Below are 23,314 nucleotides of genomic sequence, written 5' to 3'. Positions count from 1 at the left end.
AGGATCACAATCCCCGCAGGAGCCGGCAATCAACGCAGTTCCGTGCATCAGTTCAACATCAACCCTGCGGCCGCAACATCAACACCGCCAACGGCGGCAGATTCAGTACCAGCGACAAGTCCTGGCCGTGGCTGCCCTCCTCTTCGGTAAACACACCGCCGCCGTTGCCATAGTTGGAGCCGGCGTAGATGCCCGCGTCGCTGTTGATCACTTCATTCCAGCGCCCGGCGACTGGCACGCCAATCCGATAGGCCGGACGCGGCACCGGCGTGAAGTTTGCCACCACCAACACCGGCCGTCCTTCCTTGCTCCAGCGCAGCCACGCGTAGACGCTGTTGATCGCGTCATCACCGATCAGCCATTGGAAGCCCTGTGGCACGTCATCCTGATCGTGCAGTGCCGGCTCTTCGCGGTAGAGCTGGTTGAGGTCTGTCACCAGCTTTTGCACGCCGCGGTGTTCCGGGTATTGCAGCAAGTACCAATCGAGCTGCTGATCGTGATTCCATTCGCGCCACTGGCCGAACTCACAGCCCATGAACAGCAGTTTTTTGCCCGGATGAGCCCACATGAAGCTCAGGTAAGCGCGCAAGTTGGCGAACTTCTGCCAGCGATCGCCGGGCATCTTGTCGATCAGCGAATGCTTGCCGTGTACCACTTCGTCGTGGGAAATCGGCAGAATGAAGCGTTCGGACCAGGCGTAAACCAGGCCAAAGCTCAGCTCGTTGTGGTGATGGGCGCGGTAGACCGGGTCCTGCTGAATGTAATGCAGCGAATCGTGCATCCAGCCCATGTTCCATTTGTAGTCAAACCCTAACCCGCCCTGCTGCGTGTCTTGGCTGACACCCGGCCAGGCCGTGGACTCCTCGGCAATCACCAAGGCACCGGGGGCTTCGAGGTCGATCACCTCGTTGAGGTGGCGGACAAAATCGATGGCTTCAAGGTTCTCCCGACCGCCATGGCGATTGGGTACCCACTCGCCAGCCTTGCGGGAATAGTCGCGATACAACATGGACGCTACCGCATCGACCCGCAGCCCATCAATGTGAAAATGTTTCAGCCAGTGCAAGGCTGACGCCAGCATGAAGCCATGCACTTCGGTGCGTCCAAGGTTGTAGATCAGCGTGTCCCAGTCCTGGTGAAAACCTTCCAGCGGGTTGCCGTACTCGTACAGCGCGGTGCCGTCGAACTGCGCCAGGCCGTGGGTGTCGGTGGGGAAATGCGCCGGCACCCAATCGAGGATCACCCCGATGTCGGCCAGATGGCAGGTGTTGACGAACGCGGCAAAGTCATCGGGCGAGCCGTAACGGGCACTCGGGGCGAATTGCGATAACGGCTGATAACCCCAGGACCCGCCAAACGGATGCTCCATGATCGGCATCAACTCGATGTGGGTGAAGCCGAGTTTCTGCACATAAGGAATCAGATGCTCGGCCAACTCGCCCCAGTTGTACTGGCGTGCTACTTCACCGACGTCGTCCACCTCACACTGCCAGGAGCCGGCATGCAACTCGTAGATCGACAGCGGCGCGCTCGGGCGGTGGCGCTCACCACGCGATTGCATCCAGTCCTGGTCCTGCCAATCGATGCGCAGCGGTGAGGCGACTTTCGAGGCGGTGTCCGGCGGCAACTGCGTTGCAAGCGCCATGGGATCAGCCTTGAGCGGCAAAATGCCTTGAGCACCGAGAATTTCATACTTGTACGCCTCGCCTGCCTGCAAGCGCGGAACAAACAGCTCCCACACGCCCGACGGATGACGCAAGCGCATCGGGTGACGGCGACCGTCCCAGACGTTGAAATCACCGACCACCGAGACCCGTCGGGCATTCGGCGCCCACACCGCAAAACGCACGCCGTCGACGCCCTCGACGTTCTTCAACTGCGCCCCCAGACACGCGCTGAGATCCCGGTGATTGCCCTCGGCGAACAGGTACAGATCCATCTCGCCCAACAACGGGCCAAAGCTGTAAGGATCCTCTGCGGTTTGCTCACCACCGGCCCAACGGGTGCGCAACAGGTAAGCCTGGGCCCGGTCGAAATGCGCGACGAACAACCCCGGCACTTCGGTGGCGTTCAAGCTACCGAGTTCTTCGCCGGAGTCACGGGCGATCACCTGCACGCTCAAGGCCTCAGGCAGGTAGGCACGAATGAATTGACCGCCCGCCCCGTCTGCGTGGGGTCCGAGTATCGCGAACGGATCCTGATGCTCGGCACGCACCAATGCCTCGATGTCTCGCGCTGCCGGCAGCAACGCTTCTTTCACATGTCCCCGCTCCATCATGACGGCTCCTTCATAACTGCTTTCCACCGCTATAGGAAAAGGGTTTGAGTCCACTCAACAACCCATACAAACCGTGCAATGGCACGGGCAACCAGGCGGGACGATTTTCGGCTTCATACACCACTTCATAGGCCGCCTTCTCCAGACTGAACAACGCCAGTGCGTCGTCTTCGGCCGCAGGATCCTGCCATGCATGAGCAAGACTAGCTGTTGCCTGCCGATACGCCTGAACAAACGCTACCGTAGCCTCACGCAAATACCGTTCCGTCACTCGCTGACGTGCCGCCAGCACCTGCGCGGAGCCATCGACCCCCTGCCCGCTCAGCGCCATTGCCGCCGCGTAATCGAATGAGCGCAGCACGCCGCTTACATCCTTGTACGGACTGTGTTTGCCCCTTCGCTCATGCAACGGTCGAGCCGGTTCACCTTCGAAATCGATCAGGTACGCATCGCCCTTGATCACCAGCACCTGGCCCAGGTGCAAATCACCGTGAACCCGCATCTGCAAACCGCCCACGGCTTTTGTCGCCAAGTCCTGAATGTGCGTGAGGATGGTTTTTTTCTCTTCCAGCAAACGCACCACCAGCACCTGATCCCCCGGGCTCAACCCGCTCTGATGCTGTTCAAGCAACTGCAAGGCATGCTCCAACTGCGCAGCAATCGCTTTCGCCAACACCTGCTGATCCTGGTGCGTGGTGACCCGCGAGCCAAACGCCGGGTTGTCACTGGGCGCCGCCAATAGCTGATGCATTTCCCCAAGGCGTTGACCGAGCATGCCCGCGAAATCTTTCAATTCAGCGAGCGCGTTGTAGCACTGTTCCTGTTCGGACATTGCCTGCGCCAGCTCATCGCGAATTGCCCGCTCAAGGTTGTTCTGGGTCCATTCCCAGGCATCGCCCTGATTGCTCAGATACCCTTGGGCGATCATCAACAGATTGTCTTCACCTTGCCCATCTCGGCGAATCACCGAGCCGAGCAACGGTGAAATGTGCTCGAACCCGGCAGCGGTCAAATACGTGCTCATCTCCAGTTCCGGGTGTACGCCGCTGGCCACTTTGCGGATCAGCTTGAGTACCAGGCTGCCGCCAATCACCACGGAGCTGTTGGATTGCTCGGCCGTCAGGTAGCGCACATCGGGGTCAGTGCCCAGACCGAGTGTCGCCAGAGCGGCGGTGGGCTCGAAACGAATCTCGCCATCGCGGGTGGCCAGCACCGCCTGCGCCTGCATTGCCTGCAATACCGCACGAATGAAGCTGTCGAGGCTGAAAGCATCCGTCACCAACCCCACCTGCCGCCCGCGCCGCACCCGTGCCAAGGCCAACTGCTGTGGCAATGCGGCGCCCACCTGGTCTTCGGCCAGAAATCCGAACGGCAGCTGGTAACGACTGGTCTGACCGTCGCTGACAACCTCGATTTCGCTGAACAGCACCGGATGCTGCGGATCACCAAAACGCACACCGTAAGCGATGTGCACTGTTTCGATACGGGAGTCCTTGCCGGCGAACCAACGTCGATTGTGCAACCAGCTCGGCAATGCACTTTGCTCCAGAAGGGTGCGCGACGGTGCTTCAAGCAGCTCTTCCATGCGCTTTTTTAGTACCAGGGTGGTGAAGTCCGGCAAGCTTTGCGCAGGCTCGACGTGCCAGCTCGGCATCTGGTTTTCCGCCGCCAGCACAAACCAATAAAAACCGTACGGCGCCAGGGTCAGCAGAAAGTTGAGCTGGCCAATCGGCGGGAAAGCGTTACCGCCGAGCATTTCCACGGGAACCATGCCAGCGAAGGCCGAAAGGTCCAGCTCGGCCGCCTGGGCACTGCGCGACACGTTGGCCACGCAAAGAATGATTTCGTGCTTGCCGTCATCACCGGTGTACTCCCGTGTATAGGCGAGAATCCGCCGGTTACTTGGCGAGAGCATTTTCAACGTGCCCCGACCGAACGCCTTGGACTGTTTGCGGATCGCCAACATGCGCCGGGTCCAGTTCAGCAATGAATGCGGATCGCCAGCCTGGGTTTCGACGTTCACCGACAGGTAACCGTAGAGCGGGTCCATGATCGGCGGCAGCACCAGACTCGCCGGGTCGGCACGGGAGAACCCGCCATTACGGTCGATCGACCACTGCATCGGCGTGCGCACCCCATCGCGGTCGCCGAGGTAGATATTGTCACCCATGCCGATTTCGTCGCCGTAATACAGAGTCGGCGTCCCCGGCATCGACAGCAGCAGGCTGTTGAGCAATTCGACGCGGCGCCGATCACGCTCCATCAGCGGTGCCAGACGTCGGCGAATCCCGAGGTTGATCCGTGCGCGACGGTCAGCCGCGTAGTAGTTCCACAGGTAATCGCGCTCCTTGTCGGTGACCATCTCCAGGGTCAGCTCATCGTGGTTGCGCAGGAAAATCGCCCATTGGCAGTTGGCCGGAATCTCCGGCGTCTGGCGCAGGATATCGGTGATCGGAAAGCGGTCTTCCTGGGCCAGCGCCATGTACATGCGCGGCATCAGCGGAAAGTGAAAGGCCATGTGGCATTCGTCGCCGTCGTCGCCATGTGCATCACCGAAATACAACTGAGTGTCTTCCGGCCATTGATTGGCCTCGGCCAGCAGCATGCGGTCCGGGTAATGGGCGTCGATCTCGGCGCGAATCCGCTTGAGCACCTCATGGGTCTCGGGCAGGTTCTCGTTGTGGGTGCCGTCGCGCTCGATCAGGTAAGGAATCGCATCCAGGCGCAGGCCGTCGATACCCATGTCCAGCCAGTAGCGCATGACCGAGAGCAGCGCTTTCATGACCTGCGGGTTGTCGAAGTTCAGATCGGGCTGGTGCGAATAAAAACGGTGCCAGAAGTACTGGCCCGCCACCGGGTCCCAGGTCCAGTTGGACTTCTCGGTGTCGAGAAAAATGATCCGCGTGCCGTCATACTTTTGATCGTCATCGGACCAGACATAAAAATCCCGCGCCGCCGAACCTGGCTTGGCCTTGCGCGCCCGCTGAAACCAGGGATGTTGGTCTGAGGTGTGGTTGATGACCAACTCGGTGATCACCCGCAAACCGCGCTGATGGGCCTCGGCAATAAAACGCTTGGCGTCGGCCAGGGTCCCGTAATCGCTGTGCACACCACGGTATTCGGCAATGTCGTAGCCATCATCGCGGCGTGGCGAGGGGTAGAACGGCAGCAGCCAAATGGTGTTGACCCCCAGATCGGCGATGTAGTCGAGCTTGGCGATCAAACCGGGAAAGTCGCCAATTCCGTCGTTGTTGGAGTCGAAATAAGACTTTACGTGAACCTGATAAATCACCGCATCCTTGTACCAGAGCGGGTCATTGCTGAAGGTGGCTGACCTGGGTTTCTTCGCCATTGGAAACTCCTGAAGTGAGCAATCTACTGGCTAAACGGTTATCCGCCATATCCCGAACGGCTGATTCCACGGTTCGATACGCATCCACTGGGTCTTGCCATACCAGGTCCAGCGGTGGCCGTTCATCAGGTCCTCACCCTGGGTCACTGCGTCGTCAGGCAGGCCCATCTCCCACAGCGGTAATTCGAAGTGCGCCTCCTGGGCGTTGAACGGGTCGAGGCTGACCGCCACCAGAATAAAATTGCTGCCATCGGCCGTGCGTTTACCGAAGTACAGAATGCTGTCGTTCCACGCCGTGTAGACCTGCAAACCCAAATGGCTATGCAAGGCCGGGTTTTGCCGGCGAATGCGGTTGAGCTGAGCGATCTCGGCGATGATGTTGCCCGGCGCATTGAAGTCCCGGACGCGGATTTCATACTTCTCGGAATCGAGGTATTCCTCCTTGCCCGGCACTGGCGCCGACTCGCACAGCTCAAACCCTGAATACATGCCCCACAGGCCCGAGCCCATGGTCGCCAGCGCCGCCCGGATCAGAAACCCGGCGCGGCCCGAGTCATGCAGAAAACCCGGATTGATGTCAGGTGTATTGACGAAAAAGTTTGGCCGAAAGCACTCGCGCCAGGGCGACTGGTTCAGCTCGGTGAGGTACGTCGCCAATTCGTATTTGGTGTTACGCCAGGTGAAGTAGGTGTAGCTCTGGGAGTAACCGACTTTGCCCAGACGCGCCATCATCGCCGGGGTGGTAAAGGCTTCGGCAAGGAAGATCACCTCGGGATACAGCGCCCGCACATCAGCGATCAGCCACTGCCAGAACGGCAGGGGTTTGGTGTGGGGATTGTCGACGCGAAACATCGTCACCCCCTCCTTGACCCAGCCGACCACGATGTCCCGTAGCTCCAGCCACAGGCTGGGAATCGCCTCGCTGGCGTAGAAGTCGACGTTGACGATGTCCTGGTACTTCTTCGGTGGGTTCTCGGCATATTTGATCGTGCCGTCCGGCCGCCAATTGAACCAACCCGGATGCTGCGCAAGCCACGGGTGGTCCTGGGAACATTGAATGGCGAAATCCAGGGCGATCTCCAGCCCATGTGCGGTGGCCGCCGCGACCAGACGACGGAATTCCTCGCGACTGCCCAACAACGGATGAATCGCCTCGTGCCCACCTTCGACGCCGCCAATGGCATACGGGCTGCCGTGGTCATCGAAACCTGCGGTCAGGGAATTGTTCGGGCCTTTGCGATAACGGCGACCAATCGGGTGAATCGGCGGGAAATACAGCACGTCAAAGCCCATGTCCTGAATCATCGCCAGACGTGAGTGCACATCGTTGAAGGTACCGTGACGCGCCGGATCGTCGGTGATCGAGCGGGGAAACAACTCATACCAACTGGCGAACTGCGCACGTTCGCGCTCGACATCCAGCGGGTACTCCGGACTCAGACTGAGATAGGGACGGTGATCGGCCTCGGCCATCAACCCGGCACTGCGCGGGTGCAGAAACAGCGCGACTTGCTCGATTTCGAGCAGCCCGGCCAGTTCATGGTACAGCGCCGCAAGCTTCTCGCTCAGATGACCGTCACTGCGCTCCGCCGCCTGCAGCACCTGGGTGCGCCCTTCTTGCAGCTCCAGGCTGACCGGCACACCCACGGCGTGTTTCTTTTCCAGTTCATGACAGAAACTGGCGAACTGATCGATCCAGGCCTCGATACAGAATCGATACTGCCCAGGCGTTGCGACACTGAACTGGCCTTGCCAGGCGTTATTGCCCAGATCGGTCATGATTTCGCTTTGCCAGATCGAGTCGGCCTCAGCGCGCCAACGCACCCGCACCGCGAGTGTATCGTGACCGTCGGCGAAGACCTTGCTGGTCACCGTCACCGCCTGCCCTTCAATAGCCTTGGCCGCAAACTGGCCGCCATCGATCACCGGCATCGTGTTCTCGATGACAATCCGCGGCAGCAGCAAGGCCTGCGACAGTGGCAGTTGCGGGTTGTACTGCAGCTCAGTCGGTTTCTCGGTCGTCATCGAGCATCACCCCTTACGCCCCATGGACGCGCTTGTGCTTGATCGTGTGCTGTTTGCATGACGCTACTTAGGTTCCGAGCGCCTGGCCTTGCTAAAAGTTCAGCTGGATTTTTGGCGGATCATCGACGGAATCAAATTGATCCGCTGACAACCCACCGAGAGAAGCCAAGCACAAAAGAGGCCAGACGCCGACGCATTAACCGTAGCAGGTGCCACCGATGGTCGTCGGCACCTGAAGGTCACCCGCAGTGATTCGGTGATTTGACTGACGCAGATCACAGACCGCCGCAGACGCCTGTGACAGGCGCTGCCGCCGTGCCTGCCGGGGTGCATCAAGTTGTCGCAGTGCCGGATCAAAAACCCATCTGATCCGCTTTTTAATCCAATACCTGAGCCTGTTATGCAAACAGATCGGCGGTCATAGTTCATCTGCCTGATGGAGGCTGATGAGCGAAAGACCATGAGCGATAGAATCCCCGTCCGATTAGTAGAAACATTCGAGCCTTCGCGTCCAAAGATGAAGGCCAAACCCAGCGACAACCAGATTCACACCCGCAGCTTCACCGGTTTGTTCCGCACCTTGCGCCTGAGCGGTGCGGGGTTTCTGTTTCTGGCGTTTTTCGGCACCGTCTGGTTGAACTGGGGTGGCCGACAGGCCGTCCTCTGGGACTTGTCGGAAAGCAAATTCCACATCTTCGGCGCGACGTTCTGGCCGCAGGATTTCATCCTGCTCTCGGCCCTGCTGATCATCTGCGCCTTCGGCCTGTTCGCAATCACCGTGTTTGCCGGGCGGGTCTGGTGTGGCTACACCTGCCCGCAGAGCTCCTTCACCTGGCTGTTCATGTGGTGCGAAAAGGTCACCGAGGGCGAGCGTAACCAGCGGATCAAGCTGCAAGCCGCACCCTGGGGCCTGAACAAACTGATGCGTCGCTCGGCCAAACACACGATGTGGTTGGCCATCAGTGTGCTGACCGGCCTGACCTTTGTCGGGTACTTCACACCGATCCGCCCACTGGCCAATGAACTGCTGACCCTGCAAATGGGTGGCGTCAGCCTGTTCTGGGTGCTGTTCTTCACGGGCGCGACCTACATCAACGCCGGCTGGCTGCGTGAAGCCGTGTGCATGCACATGTGCCCCTATGCGCGGTTCCAGAGCGTGATGTTCGACAAAGACACGCTGACCATTTCCTACGATACCGCCCGTGGCGAAAGCCGTGGCCCGCGTAAACGCGAAGTGAAGCCTGCCGACGTAGGGCTGGGCGATTGCATCGACTGTCACCTGTGCGTGCAGGTCTGCCCGACCGGCATCGACATCCGCGACGGCTTGCAGATGGAATGCATCGGCTGTGCGGCGTGTATCGACGCCTGCGATTCGATCATGGACAAAATGGGCTATGCCCGTGGCCTGATCAGCTATACCTCCGAGCATGAGTTGCAAGGTGGCAAGACTCACCTGCTGCGGCCTCGGTTGATCGGCTACACCGCGGTGCTGCTGGTGATGATCGGTGCACTGGCACTGGCCCTGATGGAGCGGCCGATGGTGTCGCTGGACGTCAGCAAGGACCGAGGTCTGTTCCGCGAAAACAGCCTGGGGCAGATCGAAAACATCTACAGCCTCAAAGTCATCAACAAAACCCAGCAACGGCAAGACTATCGTTTGTCATTGGTGGACGGCGACGGCTTTCAGTTGCAGGGCAAGACCGAGCTGAGCCTCGCGCCGGGGGAGATTGTCGATGTGCCGGTGTCTGTGGCGATGACCACCGACAAGCCAAGCAGCAGCTCGCAGAAGATCAGCTTCAAGATCACCGACAGTGATGAGCCTTCGGTGAACAGCGTGGCGCAAAGCCGTTTTGTTGCACCGTTGAATCGTTGAGCCTTTAAGATGCAGAGTCTAAAAGATCGTCCGAACGCGGTCCGAACCTGCGGCAGCTCCTGCATTGTTTCCTGAATGACACCAACCCGGGCACTTGATGAAACGCTACGAAAAATTCGCTGACGACATTGCTGAACTGATCCGCTCCGGGGTGCTTGGCCCTGGTCAGCGCGTCCCCTCGGTGCGTTACGCCAGCCAGACTTACGGCGTCAGCCCGTCCACTGTGTTTCAGGCGTACTATCTGCTGGAACGTCGCGGGCTGATCCGTGCCCGGCCGCGCTCCGGCTACTTCGTCAACACCCACGCCCCGAGCCCGTTCTCGGAGCCGGTGATCAGCAGCCAGGTTAACGAGTCCACCGAAGTCGATGTCAGTGAACTGGTGTTCTCGGTGCTGGACTCGATCAAAGACCCGACCACCGTGCCCTTCGGCTCGGCCTTCCCGAGCCCGACGCTGTTTCCACTGCAACGCCTGTCACGCTCGCTGGCCAGCGCCGCCCGGGAGATGGACCCGCGCATGGTCGTCACCGACATGTCGCCGGGCAATCCGCAATTGCGTCGGCAAATCGCCCTGCGCTACATGGTCGGCGGCCTGATGCTGCCCATGGAGGAACTGCTGATCACCAACGGTGCACTCGAAGCGCTGAACCTGTGCCTGCAAGCGGTCACCGAACCCGGCGACCTGGTGGCCATCGAAGCCCCAGCGTTCTACGCCAGCCTGCAAGTGCTGGAACGCCTGAAGCTCAAAGCGGTGGAAATTCCGGTACACCCGCGCGATGGCATCGACCTCGGCGTGCTGGCGCAAACCCTTGAACGCCACCCGATCAAAGCCTGCTGGTGCATGACCAGTTTCCAGAACCCGATGGGCGCGACCATGCCCGAGACCAAGAAACAGGAACTGGTCGAGTTGTTGCGCAGTCATCAGGTGCCGCTAATCGAAGACGACGTCTATGCCGAACTCTATTACGGTCAGCAAGCACCGAAACCGGCCAAAGCCTTCGACACCGAAGGGCTGGTGATGCACTGCGGTTCCTTCGCCAAGAGCCTCGCCCCTGGTTACCGCATCGGCTGGGTCGCCGCCGGGCGCTATGCGCAGAAAATCGAACGCCTGAAACTCATGACCTCACTCTGCGCCTCGATGCCGGCCCAGGCGGCGATCGCCGATTACCTGCAACACGGTGGCTACGACCGCCACCTGCGCAAACTGCGCTACGCCCTCGAAGAGCAGCAAAGCGCCATGCTTGCCGCCATCGCCCGCTACTTCCCGGCCCAGACCCGCGTCAGCCAACCGGCTGGGGGGTACTTCCTGTGGCTGGAACTGCCTTCGCAGATGGATTCGTTGAAGTTGTTTCAGATGGCGCTGGCGCAGGGAATCAGCATTGCGCCCGGACCGATCTTTTCACCGACCCAGCGATTCAGGAATTGTATTCGGTTGAACTATGGAAGCCCTTGGGATGAGGCTGCTGAGAAGGCAATGGAAACCTTGGGACGGATTGTGCGGTCGTTCTAAAAGCAAAAGATCGCAGCCTCCGGCAGCTCCTACAGCATTGCGTATGTCCGTAGGAGCTGCCGGAGGCTGCGATCTTTTTTAGCGCCCACCCGCCAGATCAACAAAGGTCCCGGTCGCATAAGAAGCCTTGTCCGACAGCAACCAGATAATCGCCTCGGCCACTTCATCCGGGCGACCGCCGCGGGCCATGGGAATGCCCGATTCAAGCTTGCTGACACGATCCGGGTCGCCGCTCAGGGCGTGGAAGTCGGTATAGATGTAGCCGGGACGTACCGCGTTGACGCGGATGCCTTCACCGGCGACTTCCTTGGACAGGCCGATGGTGAACGTATCCAGCGCGCCTTTGGAGGCGGCGTAATCAACGTATTCACCCGGTGAACCGAGGCGCGAGGCGACCGAGGACACGTTGACGATGCTACCGCCCTGCCCGCCGTGTTTGGGTGACATGCGCAGCAGTGCATGCTTGGCGCAGAGGATCGGTGCCAGGACATTGGTTTTCAGGATTTTCAGAATGCGAAATTCGGACATTTCATCTACGCGCGACTTTTGCCCGACGGTACCGGCGTTGTTCACCAGCGCAGTGACTCGACCCAGCTCAGTGTCAACGCGGTGGAACAGGCTGATCACTTCGTCTTCGATGCTGACGTCGGCACGTACCGCAATCGCCTGGGCGCCGAGCGCACGGACTTGCTCGAGGACCTGTTGCGCGGCCTGCTCATCGGCCTGGTAGTTGATGCAAATTCGATAGCCCTGCTCAGCGGCCAAGAGCGCTGTAGCGGCGCCGATACCGCGACTGCCACCGGTAATGACGATGACTTTGTCCATGCTGATTCCCCCATTCAAACCCGAAGCCTTGCGCCGCAAGAATACCTGCCGGCGTCAGGTTTTGCATGGCCAGCGATCAGTCTGGCTTCAGACCGTCACCCTGTGCTCGGCCCGGTGGATGTCGACCATGAACTTTTCGGCCGGTAACGGGTGGCCGAGCAGATAACCCTGCAACGAATCACACCCCAGCTGGGTCAGGAAGTCCTGCTGCACATCGGTTTCCACGCCTTCGGCGACGATGCGCAAACCTAACGCCTGACCGAGGGCGACGATGGCCGAGACGATCGCCGCGTCATCGCTGTCGCGCTCCAGGTCGCGGACAAAACCACGGTCGATCTTCAGTTCATTGGCCGGCAGGCGCTTGAGGTACATCAAACTCGAATAACCGGTACCAAAGTCGTCGATGGACAGGTCGACGCCCATTTCCGAGAGCTGCGCAAGCACCGTCATGCTCGCGTCAGCATCGCTCATGGCGGTGGTTTCGGTGATTTCCAGGGTCAGGCTGTTGGCGGGCAAACCATGAGTGGCCAACGCTTTGGCGACGCTTTGAACCAGTCCGACATGGCAGAACTGCAACGCCGAGAGATTCACCGCAATGCGCCAGTGGGTGTAACCCTGGACGTGCCAGACGCTCATTTGCCGGCAGGCTTCGTTGAGCACCCAGTCGCCGATCGGGATGATCAACCCGGTTTTCTCCGCCAGCTCGATGAACTTGTCCGGCAGCAGCATGCCCTGGGTCGGGTGTTCCCAACGCAGCAAGGCTTCGGCACCGATTGGCAGACCATTGCTGGCATCAAACTTGGGTTGGTAGTGCAGGCTGAATTGCTGTAGCTCGAGCGCATTGCGCAAATCCTGCAGCATTTGCAGTTGCTTGCGAGCGTTGGTATTCATCGAGGCATCGAAGAAACTATAGCCGTTCTTGCCCGTGCCTTTGGCGTGATACATCGCCGCATCGGCGTTCATCAGCAGTTCTTGCGGGGTCTGTCCGTTGCCAGGGTATACGGCAATACCAACGCTGGCAGAGATCTGCATGTCGTGTTCGGCAACCCGGAACGCGCGTGAGATCAACTCCACCTGACGCGCCGCCAGTCGCAAGGCATCGTCAGGTTCGGCGAGCTGCACCAGCAAGACGAATTCGTCACCGCCAATCCGTGCCAGCGCGTCCTGGCTGCGCAGGTCCTCGCGCAAACGCATGCCGACTTCACGCAGCAACTGATCGCCGATATGGTGACCAAAGGCATCGTTGACCGGTTTGAAGCCGTCCAGGTCAATGAACATCAACGCGAAACAACCGCCCTGCTCCTGCACCACCTGCATGGCTTGATCGATGCGATCGGCCAGCAGCACACGGTTCGGCAATCCGGTCAGGGTGTCGTGCAACGCCAGTTGGGTGAGTTCGCGGTTGGCCAGGGTCAAGGAGTTGGCCAGTTCAGCAGTACGTGCTTCAAGGCGCGCATCGAGGATCGAGGTCAGCAACGCGATGCTTAACACCGCCAGGGTGGTGACCAGCACCAGGTTGTCCAGGCCCTTGCCACTCAAACCGTCGAGCGCGGCGCCACAAAAACTGCCCTCGGGAAATTGCGCTGCCGCCATCCCGGTGTAGTGCATGCCGACAATCGCGATGCCCATGATCACCGCGGCGCCGCCACGAACGAGGCGCACATACGGGGTGTTCTGGCGCAAACGAAAGGCAATCCACAATGCCGCGGCCGAAGCGCCGACCGCGATCGCCAGCGAGGCACCAAACAATGTCGGATCGTAATCGATACCCGGCTGCATGCGCATGGCGGCCATGCCGGTGTAGTGCATGCCGCTGATGCCCGCGCCCATGATCAATGCGCCGAACGCCAGTTGCCAGCCTGGCAAACGCGGCTGGCTGACCAGCCACAGCGCGAACCCGCAGGACAGCATCGCGATCACCAGCGACAACGCGGTGATGGCAAAGTCGTATCCGAGGATGACCGGCAGCCTGAACGCCAGCATCCCAATGAAGTGCATCGACCAGACGCCCACGCCCATGGCCAACGCACCACCCGCCGTCCACAGGTGAACCGCCCGGCCTTTGGCTGTTGCGATGCGACCGGTCAGGTCCAGGGCGGTATAGGAGGCAAGAATCGCCACGCAAAGGGAGATCAGAACCAGAGCGGGGGAATAGCTACCGATGAGCATCAGAACTTCTCGTGGCCGCCCCGCCGGACTGCATCCATGCTCATGGGGGCAAAGTGCGCGATTGTACTGTTTCCATCAACGAACGCACTCACAAACTAAGCAGAAGGCCATTAGTGCGACGGAAAGTCTGTAACGCGCTCGAACATGCCCTTACAGGGCGTAAGCCTGCTCGATCTGGACAGACTGAAATCAACAGATCGCCGCCTTCGGCAGCGCCTACGGCTGGCGGTATTTCTGTAGGAGCTGGCGAAGCCTGCGATCTTTTCAAAGCACTGCCGATTGCAACCTACGGCTGGGTCTGGCCATCCCAGCCACCGCCCAATGCGGCGATCAAATTCACACTGGCGATCAGCCGGCTTTGCTGCAAGGTCAGTACGCTGCGTTCATTGCTCAGGGCCGTGGCCTGGACCACCACCACATCAAGGTAGGCGATCAACCCGGCCTTGTACTGGTTCAGGGTCAGGCGCAATGACTCACGGGCCGCGTCCAGCGCTTGCTGACGTACCGCCGCTTCGTCTTCCAGCACCTTGAGTTGCACCAGATAGTTTTCGACCTCGCGGAACCCGTCGAGCACGGTTTGCCGGTACTTGGCCACAGTCTGGTCGTAGACCGCCTCGGTGCGGTCGACTTCCGCCGAGCGCTGGCCGCCGTCGAACAGGGTCATGGCGAGTTTCGGTCCGACCGACCAGAAACGGTTCGGCAGGCTGATCAGGTTGGAATAGGTACTGCTGCTGTAACCGCCGGACATACTCAACGTAAGGTCCGGGTAGTAAGCAGCTTTGGCCACGCCGATGTGGGCGTTGGCAGCGATGATCGAACGCTCGGCGGATGCGATGTCCGGGCGGCGCTCCAGCAGTTGCGAGGGCAGCGTCAGCGGAACCTGCGGCAACGTTGGAATGTTCTGGGTTTCAGCCAGATTGAATTCAGCCGGCGGCAAGCCGATCAGCACGGCAATTGCGTTCTCGAACTGCGCACGCTGCCAGATCAGGTCGATCATGTCGGCCTGAGTACTTTTCAGCTGGGTTTGCGCCTGAACGACCGCGTCCTTGCCGGAAACGCCGGCGCGGTACTGATTTTCGGTCATTTGCAGCGAGCGCTGATAATTTTCGACCGTGGCTTGCAGCAGGCGCTTTTGCTGGTCGATCACTCGCAATTGCAGGTAGTTCTGCACCAACTCCGATTGTTGACTCAGGCGCATCGCGGCCAGGTCGGCAAAACTCGCTTCGGCACTGGCCTTATCGGCTTCCAGGCCACGACGCAGTTTGCCCCAGACATCCGCCTCCCAACTCACCCCAAGCTGAGTGTTATAGGTGTCGCGGATGCCGCTATTGGTACTGCTCAGGCTTGAACTGCTGCTACCAGTGCCCTGACTCGAACGGGTTTTCCCGGCGCTCAAATCAACCGTTGGAAAAAACGCACCTCGGGCACTGCGCACCAAGGCCTGAGCCTGACGGTATTGGGCTTCGGACTGGGCAACGGTCTGGTTGGCACTGTTGAGTTTTTCGACCAGCCCGTTGAGCGGCTGATCACCGTACAGCTCCCACCAGGCGCCACGCGCCAATGAGTCACTCGGAGTCGCCTGACGCCAGCCGTCTGCCTGCTTGAACTGCGCTGGCTCAGCCACTGGCGGGCGCTGATAGTCCGGGCCAATGGCGCAGGCACTGAGCATCAAGACGCTGAGCGAAAGACTCAGCAAGCGCGAGCCGCGGGCCGAAACCAGGCACCGGGCCGTCGGTGCGTCAAGGTTGAGTGGGCAACGGTCAGTCATAGCGGAGTTTCCAGAGAAGCATCGGTACGAACCCCACGCCAGCGGTTGACCCGATGGCGCAAACGGTCGAGATAGAGGTAAACCACCGGGGTGGTGAAAAGCGTCAGCACCTGGCTGAAGATCAACCCGCCGATGATGGTCAAGCCCAGTGGCTGACGCATTTCCGCGCCTTCGGCAGTACTGAGCAACAAGGGCAAGGCGCCCAGAATCGCCGCCAGAGTGGTCATCAAAATTGGCCGCAGGCGCAACAGGCAGGCACTGCGAATCGACTCCAGCGGTTCCATGCCCTGATGGCGTTCAAGCTGTAGCGCGAGGTCGATCATCAGAATGGCGTTTTTCTTTACCACGCCGATCAACAGAAACAGCCCGAGCAGCGAAATCAGGCTGAACTCGCCGCCCAGCACATAGATCGACAGCAACGCACCGACACCTGCCGAAGGCAATGTCGAAAGGATGGTCAGCGGGTGCACATAACTTTCGTACAGCACGCCCAACACCAGATACACCGCCACCAGCGCACCGAGAATCATCCACGGCTGACTCTTCTGAGTCGCGGCAAAGGCGTCGGCAGTGCCGGCCATCTTGGCGATCACTTCTTCCGGCAGCCCCAATTTGGCAATCGCCCGTTCGATGGCGGCCGAGCCTTGTTCAACAGTGACGCCTTCGGCCATATCAAAAGAGACGCTCTCGGAAGCGAACTGCCCTTCATGACTGACCCGATCGTTTTCCAGGCTGTTTTCATAGTGAGCAATCGCCGACAGCGGAATGCGCGCGCCGGCAGCGGTAATCACCTGAACCTGATTGAGGGTGATCGGGTCCTGGGCGTATTTCGGATTGACCTCCATCACCACCTGATACTGGTTGAGGCTGTCGTAAATGGTCGAGATCTGGCGCTGGCTATAGGCGTTGTTCAGCACCGCGGTCACCATCGACATGTCGACACCCAGGCGTTTGGCCTGGTCACGATCGACCACCAGTGTCACCTGCGCGGCACCTCGCCCTTCGCGGGCGTCAATGGCCGTCAGTTCAGGCAGTGCCTTGAGCGCTGCGACAACTTTCGGGTACCACTCGCGTAACGCCGATAAATCACCGCTTTGCAGGATGTAAGTGTATTGCGAAGTGGTCTGTTCGCGGCCACCGCCAAACTGCAAGTCCTGGTCGGCCATCAGCATCAACTGGGCCCCGGCCACCTTGGGCATTTCCTTGCGCAGGCGCTCGATGACTTTCTGCGCAGAAATATTGCGTTCCTTGATCGGCTTCAGGCGCACCAGCATGAAAGCGTTATTGGTGCCGTTGGTACCGCCGATAAAACCGGCAACACTTTCCACTGCCTCGTCTTTCAACACTGCGCGGCGGAAGATTTCCATTTTCGGCTGCATGACGTTGAACGACAGGCCATTGTCACCACGAACAAAACCGATCAATTGACCGGTGTCCTGCTGCGGCAGAAAGGTCTTGGGCACCACCACATACAAGGCGATGTTGACGCCAATGGTGATAAACAGACTGAGCAGCGTCAGCCGTTTATGACGCAGCACCCAATCCAGGCTGCTGGCATAGTGTTTGACCATCCAGTCGTTGGCGCGCCGGCTGGCGCGCTGCAAACGGTTTTCCTTGCCTGGCATGTGGGGTGTCAGCCAGCGGGCACAGAGCATCGGCGTCAGGGTCAGCGAGACCACCAGCGACACCACGATGGACGCCGCCAGGGTAATCGAGAACTCACGAAACAGGCTCTCGATGATCCCGCCCATGAACAGAATTGACAGGAACACCGCCACCAGCGAGACGTTCATCGACAGCAAGGTAAAACCGACTTCCTGGGCGCCCAGGTACGCCGCCTTCATCGGCGCAATGCCTTCGTCGATGTGCCGCGAGATGTTTTCCAGCACCACGATGGCATCGTCCACCACCAGCCCCGTGGCCAGAATCAGCGCCATCAGCGACAGGTTGTTCAGCGAAAAACCATAGAGGTACATCACCGCAAAGGTGCCGACCAGCGACACCGGCACCGCCAGCGTCGGGATCAACGACGCGCGGAAGTTACCGAGGAACAGGTACACCACCAGAATCACCAGCGCCACGGCAATCAGCAGGGTCATTTCCGCTTCGTGCAGGGTTGCCTTGATCACCGGTGAACGGTCCATCGCCAGGTTCAGTTTGACGCTGGCCGGCAACACCGCCTGCAACGCCGGCAACTGCGCCTTGATATCGTTGACCGTTTTAATGATGTTGGCGCCGGCCTGGCGGTTGATCACCAACAGCACCGCCGCGTCATCGTTGAAGAAACCGCTGTTGTAACGGTCTTCGACACTGTCGCGGACCTTGGCCACATCACTCAGGCGCAACGCCGAGCCATTCTGGTAGCGAATGATCAGCGGCTCATAATCCTTGGCCTTCTCCAACTGGTCGTTGGCCTGTACCTGCCACATCCGCTGATCGTCTTCGATCGAGCCTTTGGGCCGGCGCACGTTGGCATTGGCAATGGTGTTGCGTACATCATCCAGCGCCACGCCGTACTGGTTCAGCAGTTGTGGCTCAAGTTCGATGCGTACCGCCGGCAACGAGCTCCCACCGATTTGCACTTCGCCGACACCGGGCACCTGAGACAGGCTTTGCGAGAGGGTCGTCGAGGCCAGGTCGTAGAGCTGACCTTTTTCCAGCACGTCCGAGGTCAGCGACAGCACCATGATCGGCGCCTGGGACGGGTTGACCTTTTTGTAGGTCGGCATGCTGCGCATACCGCTGGGCAACAGGTTGCGCGAAGCGTTGATCGCCGCTTGCACTTCTCGCGCCGCGCCATTGATGTCGCGGTCCATGTCAAATTGCAGGATCACCCGGGTCGAACCCTGGCTGGAACGGCTGCTCATGGTGTTGACCCCGGCGATGGCGCCGAAGGATCGCTCCAGCGGCGTCGCCACGGTGGACGCCATGACCTCGGGGCTCGCGCCCGGCAGGCTCGCTTGAACCACGATCACCGGGAAGTCCATTTGCGGCAGTGGCGACACCGGCAGCAAGCCGAAACTCACGCCCCCCAGCAACATGATCGCCAGGCTCAGCAGCATCGTCGCTACCGGCCGGCGAATGAAAGGTCCGGACAGGTTCATGGCTGCTCTACCGGCTCCAGGCGCTCAGGCGCAGGCCGCCAGCGCCGACCAAGGCGGTCGAAGTACAGATAGATAACTGGCGTGGTAAACAGCGTCAGCACCTGGCTCACCAGCAGGCCGCCGACCATCACCAGACCCAATGGCTGGCGCAACTCCGCACCGGAGCCGGTGGCGAGCATCAGCGGCACAGCGCCAAACAACGCGGCCAGGGTGGTCATCAGAATCGGTCGAAAACGCAGCAGCGCCGCCTGGTAGATCGCCGTCGCCGGGTCCATGCCCTGATTGCGCTCGGCGTCGAGGGCGAAGTCGATCATCATGATCGCGTTCTTCTTGACGATGCCGATCAGCAAGATGATGCCGATGATCGCGATCATGCCCAGGTCATTGCCACTGAGGATCAGCGCCAGCAAGGCGCCGACCGCCGCTGATGGTAGCGTCGAGAGAATGGTGATCGGGTGAATGTAGCTCTCGTACAGCACACCGAGCACGATGTACATGGTCACCACTGCCGCCAGAATCAGCAACAAGGTGCTCGACAGCGAGGCCTCGAACGCCTGAGCGGCACCCTGGAACTGAGTCTGCACACCCAGCGGCATGCCGATGTCCTTCTGCACCTTGTTGATCAGCTCGACGGCCTGGCCCAACGCTACGCCGGGCGCAAGGTTGAAGGACATCATCACCGCCGGGAACTGGCCGATGTGCGCAATCGCCAATTGCGCCTGGCGCTCTTCGACGCGGGCCAGGCTGGACAACCGCACCTGGCCGCCATTGGTGGTCTTGACATGAATCTGTTCCAGCGCCTGCGGGCCGATCTTCTCGCCGTCCTGCGCCTGCATCACCACGCGGTACTGGCTGGCCTGGGTGTAAATGGTCGAGATCTGGCGCTGGCCGAAAGCGTCGTACAGCGCGTCGGTGATGTTTGACACCGAAACACCGATTCGCGAGGCGGCATCGCGGTCGATCACCAGATAGACCTGCAAACCCTTGTCCTGCAGATCGCTGGCAACGTCGGTCAACTCTGGCTGTTTGCCCAGCGCCTCGACCAGTCGCCCGCTCCACAGGCTGAGCATGTCGGCATCCGGCGACGACAGGCTGAATTGGTACTGCGTGCGGCTGACCCGGTCTTCGATGGTCAGATCCTGCACCGGCTGCATGAACAGACGAATGCCCACCAGTTTATTCAACTGCGGCTGCAACCGGCTGATCACCTGGGCCGCGCTCAGATCACGTTCTTTGTGCGGCTTGAGATTGATCAACAAGCGCCCACTGTTCAGTGTCGCGTTGTCGCCGTCGATACCGATATAGGACGACAGGCTTTGCACCGCCGGATCGGCCAGAATGACCTTGGCCAATTCCTGCTGACGCTGGCTCATGGCGGCGAAGGAAATCGACTGCGGTGCCTCGGAAATGCCCTGGATCACCCCGGTGTCCTGCACCGGGAAGAAGCCCTTGGGCACCACGATGTACAGGAACACCGTCAGGCCCAGGGTGGCGATGGCCACCAGCAGGGTCAGCGGCTGATGCTTGAGTACCCACTGCAACTTGCGCCCGTAGGCGGCGATGAGCCAGTCGATCCACACACCGCTGGCCCGGTAGAAACGGCCCTGCTCTTCTGGCTTCGGCTCACGCTTGAGCAACCGCGCGCACATCATGGGCGTCAGGGTCAGGGAAACCACCAGGGAAATCAGAATCGCCACCGCCAGGGTAATCGCAAACTCGCGGAACAGACGCCCCACTACATCGGCCATGAACAACAGCGGAATCAATACCGCGATCAGCGACAGGGTCAGCGAGATCAGGGTGAAACCGATCTGCTTGGCGCCCTTGAGCGCCGCCTGCAACGGGCTGTCGCCCTCTTCGATGAAGCGCGAAATGTTTTCCAGCATGACGATCGCGTCGTCCACCACAAAACCGGTAGCAATGGTCAATGCCATCAAGGTCAGGTTGTTGACCGAAAAACCGGCCAGGTACATCACGCCAAACGTACCGATCAACGACAACGGCACCGCAATCGACGGAATAATCGTGGCACTGGCCCGGCGCAAAAACAGGAACGTCACCATCACCACCAGGGCAATGGCAATCAGCAGCTCGTGCTGCACGTCGGTGACGGAAGCCCGGATGGTCTGGGTGCGGTCGGTCAACACGGTGACGTCGAGGCCGGCCGGCAGGTTGTCGGTGATGCTCGGCAACAGGGCCTTGATCCGGTCGACCACCTCGATTACGTTGGCGCCTGGCTGACGCTGGATGTTCAGCAATACGGCCTGGTTTTCATTGGCCCATGCGGCGAGGCGTTCGTTTTCGGCGCCGTCGACGATCTGCGCAACATCCTTGAGCCGTAACGGCGCGCCGTTCTTGTAGGCCAGGATCAGTTCGGCGTAGTCCTTGGGCGCGGTCAACTGGTCGTTGGCATCGAGCATCGAGACCCGGGTCGGACCGTCAAAGTTGCCTTTGGGCTGGTTGACGTTGGACGCGGCGATCAAGGTGCGCACGTCCGAGAGGTTCAAGCCGTTGGCCGCCAGGGCTTCAGGATTGACCTTGATCCGCACGGCCTGACGTTGGCCACCGGCGATGCTGACCATGCCGACGCCACTGATCTGGGCGATTTTCTGCGCCATGCGCGTGTCGACCAGATCATTGAGTTTGGGCAGCAACATGGTTTTTGAGGTGATCGCCAGGGTCAGCACCGGGGTGTCCGCCGGGTTGACCTTGTTGTACACCGGCGGTGCCGGCAAGTCCTTGGGCAACAAGTTGGTTGCCGCGTTAATGGCCGCCTGCACCTGCTGCTCGGCAACGTCCATGTTGACGTCGAGGCTGAAGCGCAGGGTCAGCACCGAGGCGCCACCGGAACTGGTCGAGGCCATTTGGGTCAGACCGGGCATTTGCCCGAACTGGCGCTCAAGTGGCGCAGTGACCGCACTGGTCATCACATCCGGGCTCGCGCCCGGGTACAGGGTCATGACCCGAATGGTCGGGTAATCGACCTGAGGCAGCGCCGAGACCGGCAGCAATTTGTAGGCAATCATGCCGGCCAAAACAATGGCCAGCATGCTCAGGGTGGTGGCTACCGGGCGAAGGATAAACAGCCGCGAGATGTTCATGCGCGGCCCTTGTGCGCCTTGCCAGTGGCTTTCGGATCAGTCTCGGCGCTGGTCGATGGGTCCTGGTTATCCGTCGGGGTCGCCGGCGCGGCGTTGCTGTCGTTGACCACCTCGACTTCACTGCCCTCCTTGAGGCGGTCAGTGCCTTCCAGTACCACGCGATCACCGGGTTTCAAGCCTTCGTTGATCACTGTGTTGTCGCCATCGCTGGCGCCGATTTTCAACGGGCGAATGGTGACTTTTTTATCACCGTCCAGGACATAGACAAAGGTGCCGTTGGTGCCGAACTGAATGGCTGCCGAAGGCGCCAGCACCACGCCTTTGAGGGTGTCGGCCAGCAGTCGGACGTTGACGAACTGATTCGGGAACAGCGCCAGATCGCGATTGTCGTAGCGTGCCTTGAACTTCAGCGTGCCGGTGGTGGTGTCGATCTGGTTGTCCAGGCTCTGCAAGACACCGCTGGCCTGCAATTGGGTGTCGCCACGATCCCAGGCCTCAACCGGTAGCTTGGCACCTGAGTGGTAGCGGGCCAGCACGGTGTCGAGACTGTTTTCCGGCAAGGTGAAGACCACGCTGATCGGCTGGGTCTGGGTGATGATCGCCAGGGCGGTGGTGTCGTTGGCGGCCACCAGGTTACCGACGTCCAGCTGCCGCAGACCGACGCGCCCGGTAATCGGGGCACGGATTTTGGTGAACTCCAGATTGAGTTTGGCGTCGTTGACCGCCGCCTGATTGGTCTTGACCGTGCCCTGGTACTGCCCAACCAGCGCGGCCGCGGTGTCGAGGGTCTGTTTGGCGATACTGTCTTGCGCATACAAACCGCGATAGCGCTCCACATCCACAATCGCGTTTTTCAACTGTGCCTGGTTCTGCAACAACGTGCCTTCGGCCTGGAGCAAGGCGTTCTGGTAAGGACGCGGGTCGATCTCGGCGAGCAGGTCGCCAGCCTTGACCATCTGCCCTTCTTCGAACGCAATCTTCACCAGTTCACCGCCCACGCGACTGCGCACATTAATGGTGTTCAGCGCAGTAACCGTGCCAAGGGCTTTGTAGTACAGCGGAAAATCACCCACCACGGCTGGCGCGACCCGAACCGGGACGGGGCCGGTAGCACCGCCAAAACCCGGACGCATCCCACCCGGCTTGCCGACATGCCCGCCCGCTGCTTTAGGGGCAGCGGCGTCTTTGTGAGCCGCACTGCCTGGCCAGAACTTCCAGCACAGGCCAGCAATGACCAACAGGACCAGCAGGCCGAAGAGCCAGTGACGGGAATGACGAGAAGCAGAGGATTGCATGGAGTGATCAACCATTG

11 protein-coding genes and 1 pseudogene are annotated in these 23,314 nt (G+C 60.3%); 3 read left to right on the top strand and 9 right to left on the bottom strand.

Going from position 1 to position 23,314, the window contains the following annotated elements; translation table 11 throughout:
• Window positions 1–58 precede the first annotated feature (58 nt).
• Genes glgB through BLL42_RS25920 form a run of 3 tightly spaced genes read right to left on the bottom strand, consistent with a single transcriptional unit; the run spans window position 59 to window position 7,655 of the window.
• The gene (gene glgB / locus BLL42_RS25930; RefSeq protein WP_071555414.1) at window positions 59–2,278 is read right to left on the bottom strand and encodes a 1,4-alpha-glucan branching protein GlgB; all 2,220 of its coding nucleotides are present in this window, start codon (window positions 2,276–2,278) and stop codon (window positions 59–61) included.
• A gap of 10 nt (window positions 2,279–2,288) precedes the next feature.
• On the bottom strand, window positions 2,289–5,630 hold the full coding sequence (gene treS / locus BLL42_RS25925) for a maltose alpha-D-glucosyltransferase (protein ID WP_071555413.1): 3,342 nt from the start codon (window positions 5,628–5,630) through the stop codon (window positions 2,289–2,291).
• Between the two features lie 30 nt (window positions 5,631–5,660).
• Entirely contained in the window at window positions 5,661–7,655 is a 1,995-nt protein-coding gene (locus tag BLL42_RS25920) for an alpha-1,4-glucan--maltose-1-phosphate maltosyltransferase (protein WP_071555412.1), read from the bottom strand.
• Between the two features lie 184 nt (window positions 7,656–7,839).
• Here BLL42_RS25920 and BLL42_RS29855 point away from each other — a divergent pair.
• From BLL42_RS29855 to mapR, 3 genes and pseudogenes are all read left to right on the top strand, one after another.
• A pseudogene (locus BLL42_RS29855) lies at window positions 7,840–7,920 on the top strand (DUF3203 family protein); the annotation flags it as partial.
• Window positions 7,921–8,115: 195 nt separating this feature from the next.
• On the top strand, window positions 8,116–9,528 hold the full coding sequence (gene ccoG / locus BLL42_RS25915; protein WP_071555411.1) for a cytochrome c oxidase accessory protein CcoG: 1,413 nt from the start codon (window positions 8,116–8,118) through the stop codon (window positions 9,526–9,528).
• A 97-nt stretch (window positions 9,529–9,625) separates the two neighbouring features.
• Window positions 9,626–11,035, top strand: coding sequence for a GntR family transcriptional regulator MpaR (mapR, locus tag BLL42_RS25910; RefSeq protein ID WP_071555410.1), 1,410 nt, complete (start codon window positions 9,626–9,628; stop codon window positions 11,033–11,035).
• 78 nt (window positions 11,036–11,113) lie between these two features.
• Here mapR and BLL42_RS25905 read toward each other — a convergent pair whose 3' ends face one another.
• The 6 genes from BLL42_RS25905 to BLL42_RS25880 all read right to left on the bottom strand — a co-directional run bounded on the left by BLL42_RS25905 (window position 11,114) and on the right by BLL42_RS25880 (window position 23,312).
• Entirely contained in the window at window positions 11,114–11,860 is a 747-nt protein-coding gene (locus BLL42_RS25905) for an SDR family oxidoreductase (protein ID WP_071555409.1), read from the bottom strand.
• Between the two features lie 87 nt (window positions 11,861–11,947).
• Entirely contained in the window at window positions 11,948–14,029 is a 2,082-nt protein-coding gene (locus BLL42_RS25900) for a putative bifunctional diguanylate cyclase/phosphodiesterase (protein WP_071555408.1), read from the bottom strand.
• Between the two features lie 286 nt (window positions 14,030–14,315).
• Complete coding sequence (locus tag BLL42_RS25895; RefSeq protein WP_071555407.1) at window positions 14,316–15,797, bottom strand: efflux transporter outer membrane subunit; 1,482 nt, start codon at window positions 15,795–15,797, stop codon at window positions 14,316–14,318.
• Window positions 15,794–18,901: an efflux RND transporter permease subunit gene (locus BLL42_RS25890; protein ID WP_071555406.1), complete on the bottom strand. Its 3,108-nt coding sequence runs from the start codon at window positions 18,899–18,901 to the stop codon at window positions 15,794–15,796. Before BLL42_RS25890 ends, BLL42_RS25895 begins: the two co-directional genes overlap by 4 nt.
• Window positions 18,898–22,002, bottom strand: coding sequence for an MdtB/MuxB family multidrug efflux RND transporter permease subunit (locus BLL42_RS25885; RefSeq protein ID WP_071555405.1), 3,105 nt, complete (start codon window positions 22,000–22,002; stop codon window positions 18,898–18,900). The genes BLL42_RS25890 and BLL42_RS25885 overlap by 4 nt, the downstream gene beginning before the upstream one ends.
• A complete protein-coding gene (locus tag BLL42_RS25880) occupies window positions 21,999–23,312 on the bottom strand; it encodes an MdtA/MuxA family multidrug efflux RND transporter periplasmic adaptor subunit (protein ID WP_071555404.1) in 1,314 nt (437 codons plus the stop codon). Before BLL42_RS25880 ends, BLL42_RS25885 begins: the two co-directional genes overlap by 4 nt.
• Window positions 23,313–23,314 lie beyond the last annotated feature (2 nt).

Source organism: Pseudomonas frederiksbergensis, assembly GCF_001874645.1.
Lineage (GTDB): Bacteria > Pseudomonadota > Gammaproteobacteria > Pseudomonadales > Pseudomonadaceae > Aquipseudomonas > Aquipseudomonas frederiksbergensis_B.
This window is presented reverse-complemented; position numbering and strand designations above follow the sequence as displayed.

What these genes read in the sequence shown, in the direction of transcription:
- treS (WP_071555413.1), bottom strand. Translation starts at nt 5,630, where the DNA reads ATGGCGAAGAAACCCAGGTCAGCCACCTTCAGCAATGACCCGCTCTGG.
- mapR (WP_071555410.1), top strand. Translation starts at nt 9,626, where the DNA reads ATGAAACGCTACGAAAAATTCGCTGACGACATTGCTGAACTGATCCGC.
- BLL42_RS25900 (WP_071555408.1), bottom strand. Translation starts at nt 14,029, where the DNA reads ATGCTCATCGGTAGCTATTCCCCCGCTCTGGTTCTGATCTCCCTTTGC.
- glgB (WP_071555414.1), bottom strand. Translation starts at nt 2,278, where the DNA reads ATGATGGAGCGGGGACATGTGAAAGAAGCGTTGCTGCCGGCAGCGCGA.
- BLL42_RS25920 (WP_071555412.1), bottom strand. Translation starts at nt 7,655, where the DNA reads ATGACGACCGAGAAACCGACTGAGCTGCAGTACAACCCGCAACTGCCA.
- BLL42_RS25905 (WP_071555409.1), bottom strand. Translation starts at nt 11,860, where the DNA reads ATGGACAAAGTCATCGTCATTACCGGTGGCAGTCGCGGTATCGGCGCC.
- ccoG (WP_071555411.1), top strand. Translation starts at nt 8,116, where the DNA reads ATGAGCGATAGAATCCCCGTCCGATTAGTAGAAACATTCGAGCCTTCG.
- BLL42_RS25890 (WP_071555406.1), bottom strand. Translation starts at nt 18,901, where the DNA reads ATGAACCTGTCCGGACCTTTCATTCGCCGGCCGGTAGCGACGATGCTG.
- BLL42_RS25895 (WP_071555407.1), bottom strand. Translation starts at nt 15,797, where the DNA reads ATGACTGACCGTTGCCCACTCAACCTTGACGCACCGACGGCCCGGTGC.
- BLL42_RS25880 (WP_071555404.1), bottom strand. Translation starts at nt 23,312, where the DNA reads ATGGTTGATCACTCCATGCAATCCTCTGCTTCTCGTCATTCCCGTCAC.
- BLL42_RS25885 (WP_071555405.1), bottom strand. Translation starts at nt 22,002, where the DNA reads ATGAACATCTCGCGGCTGTTTATCCTTCGCCCGGTAGCCACCACCCTG.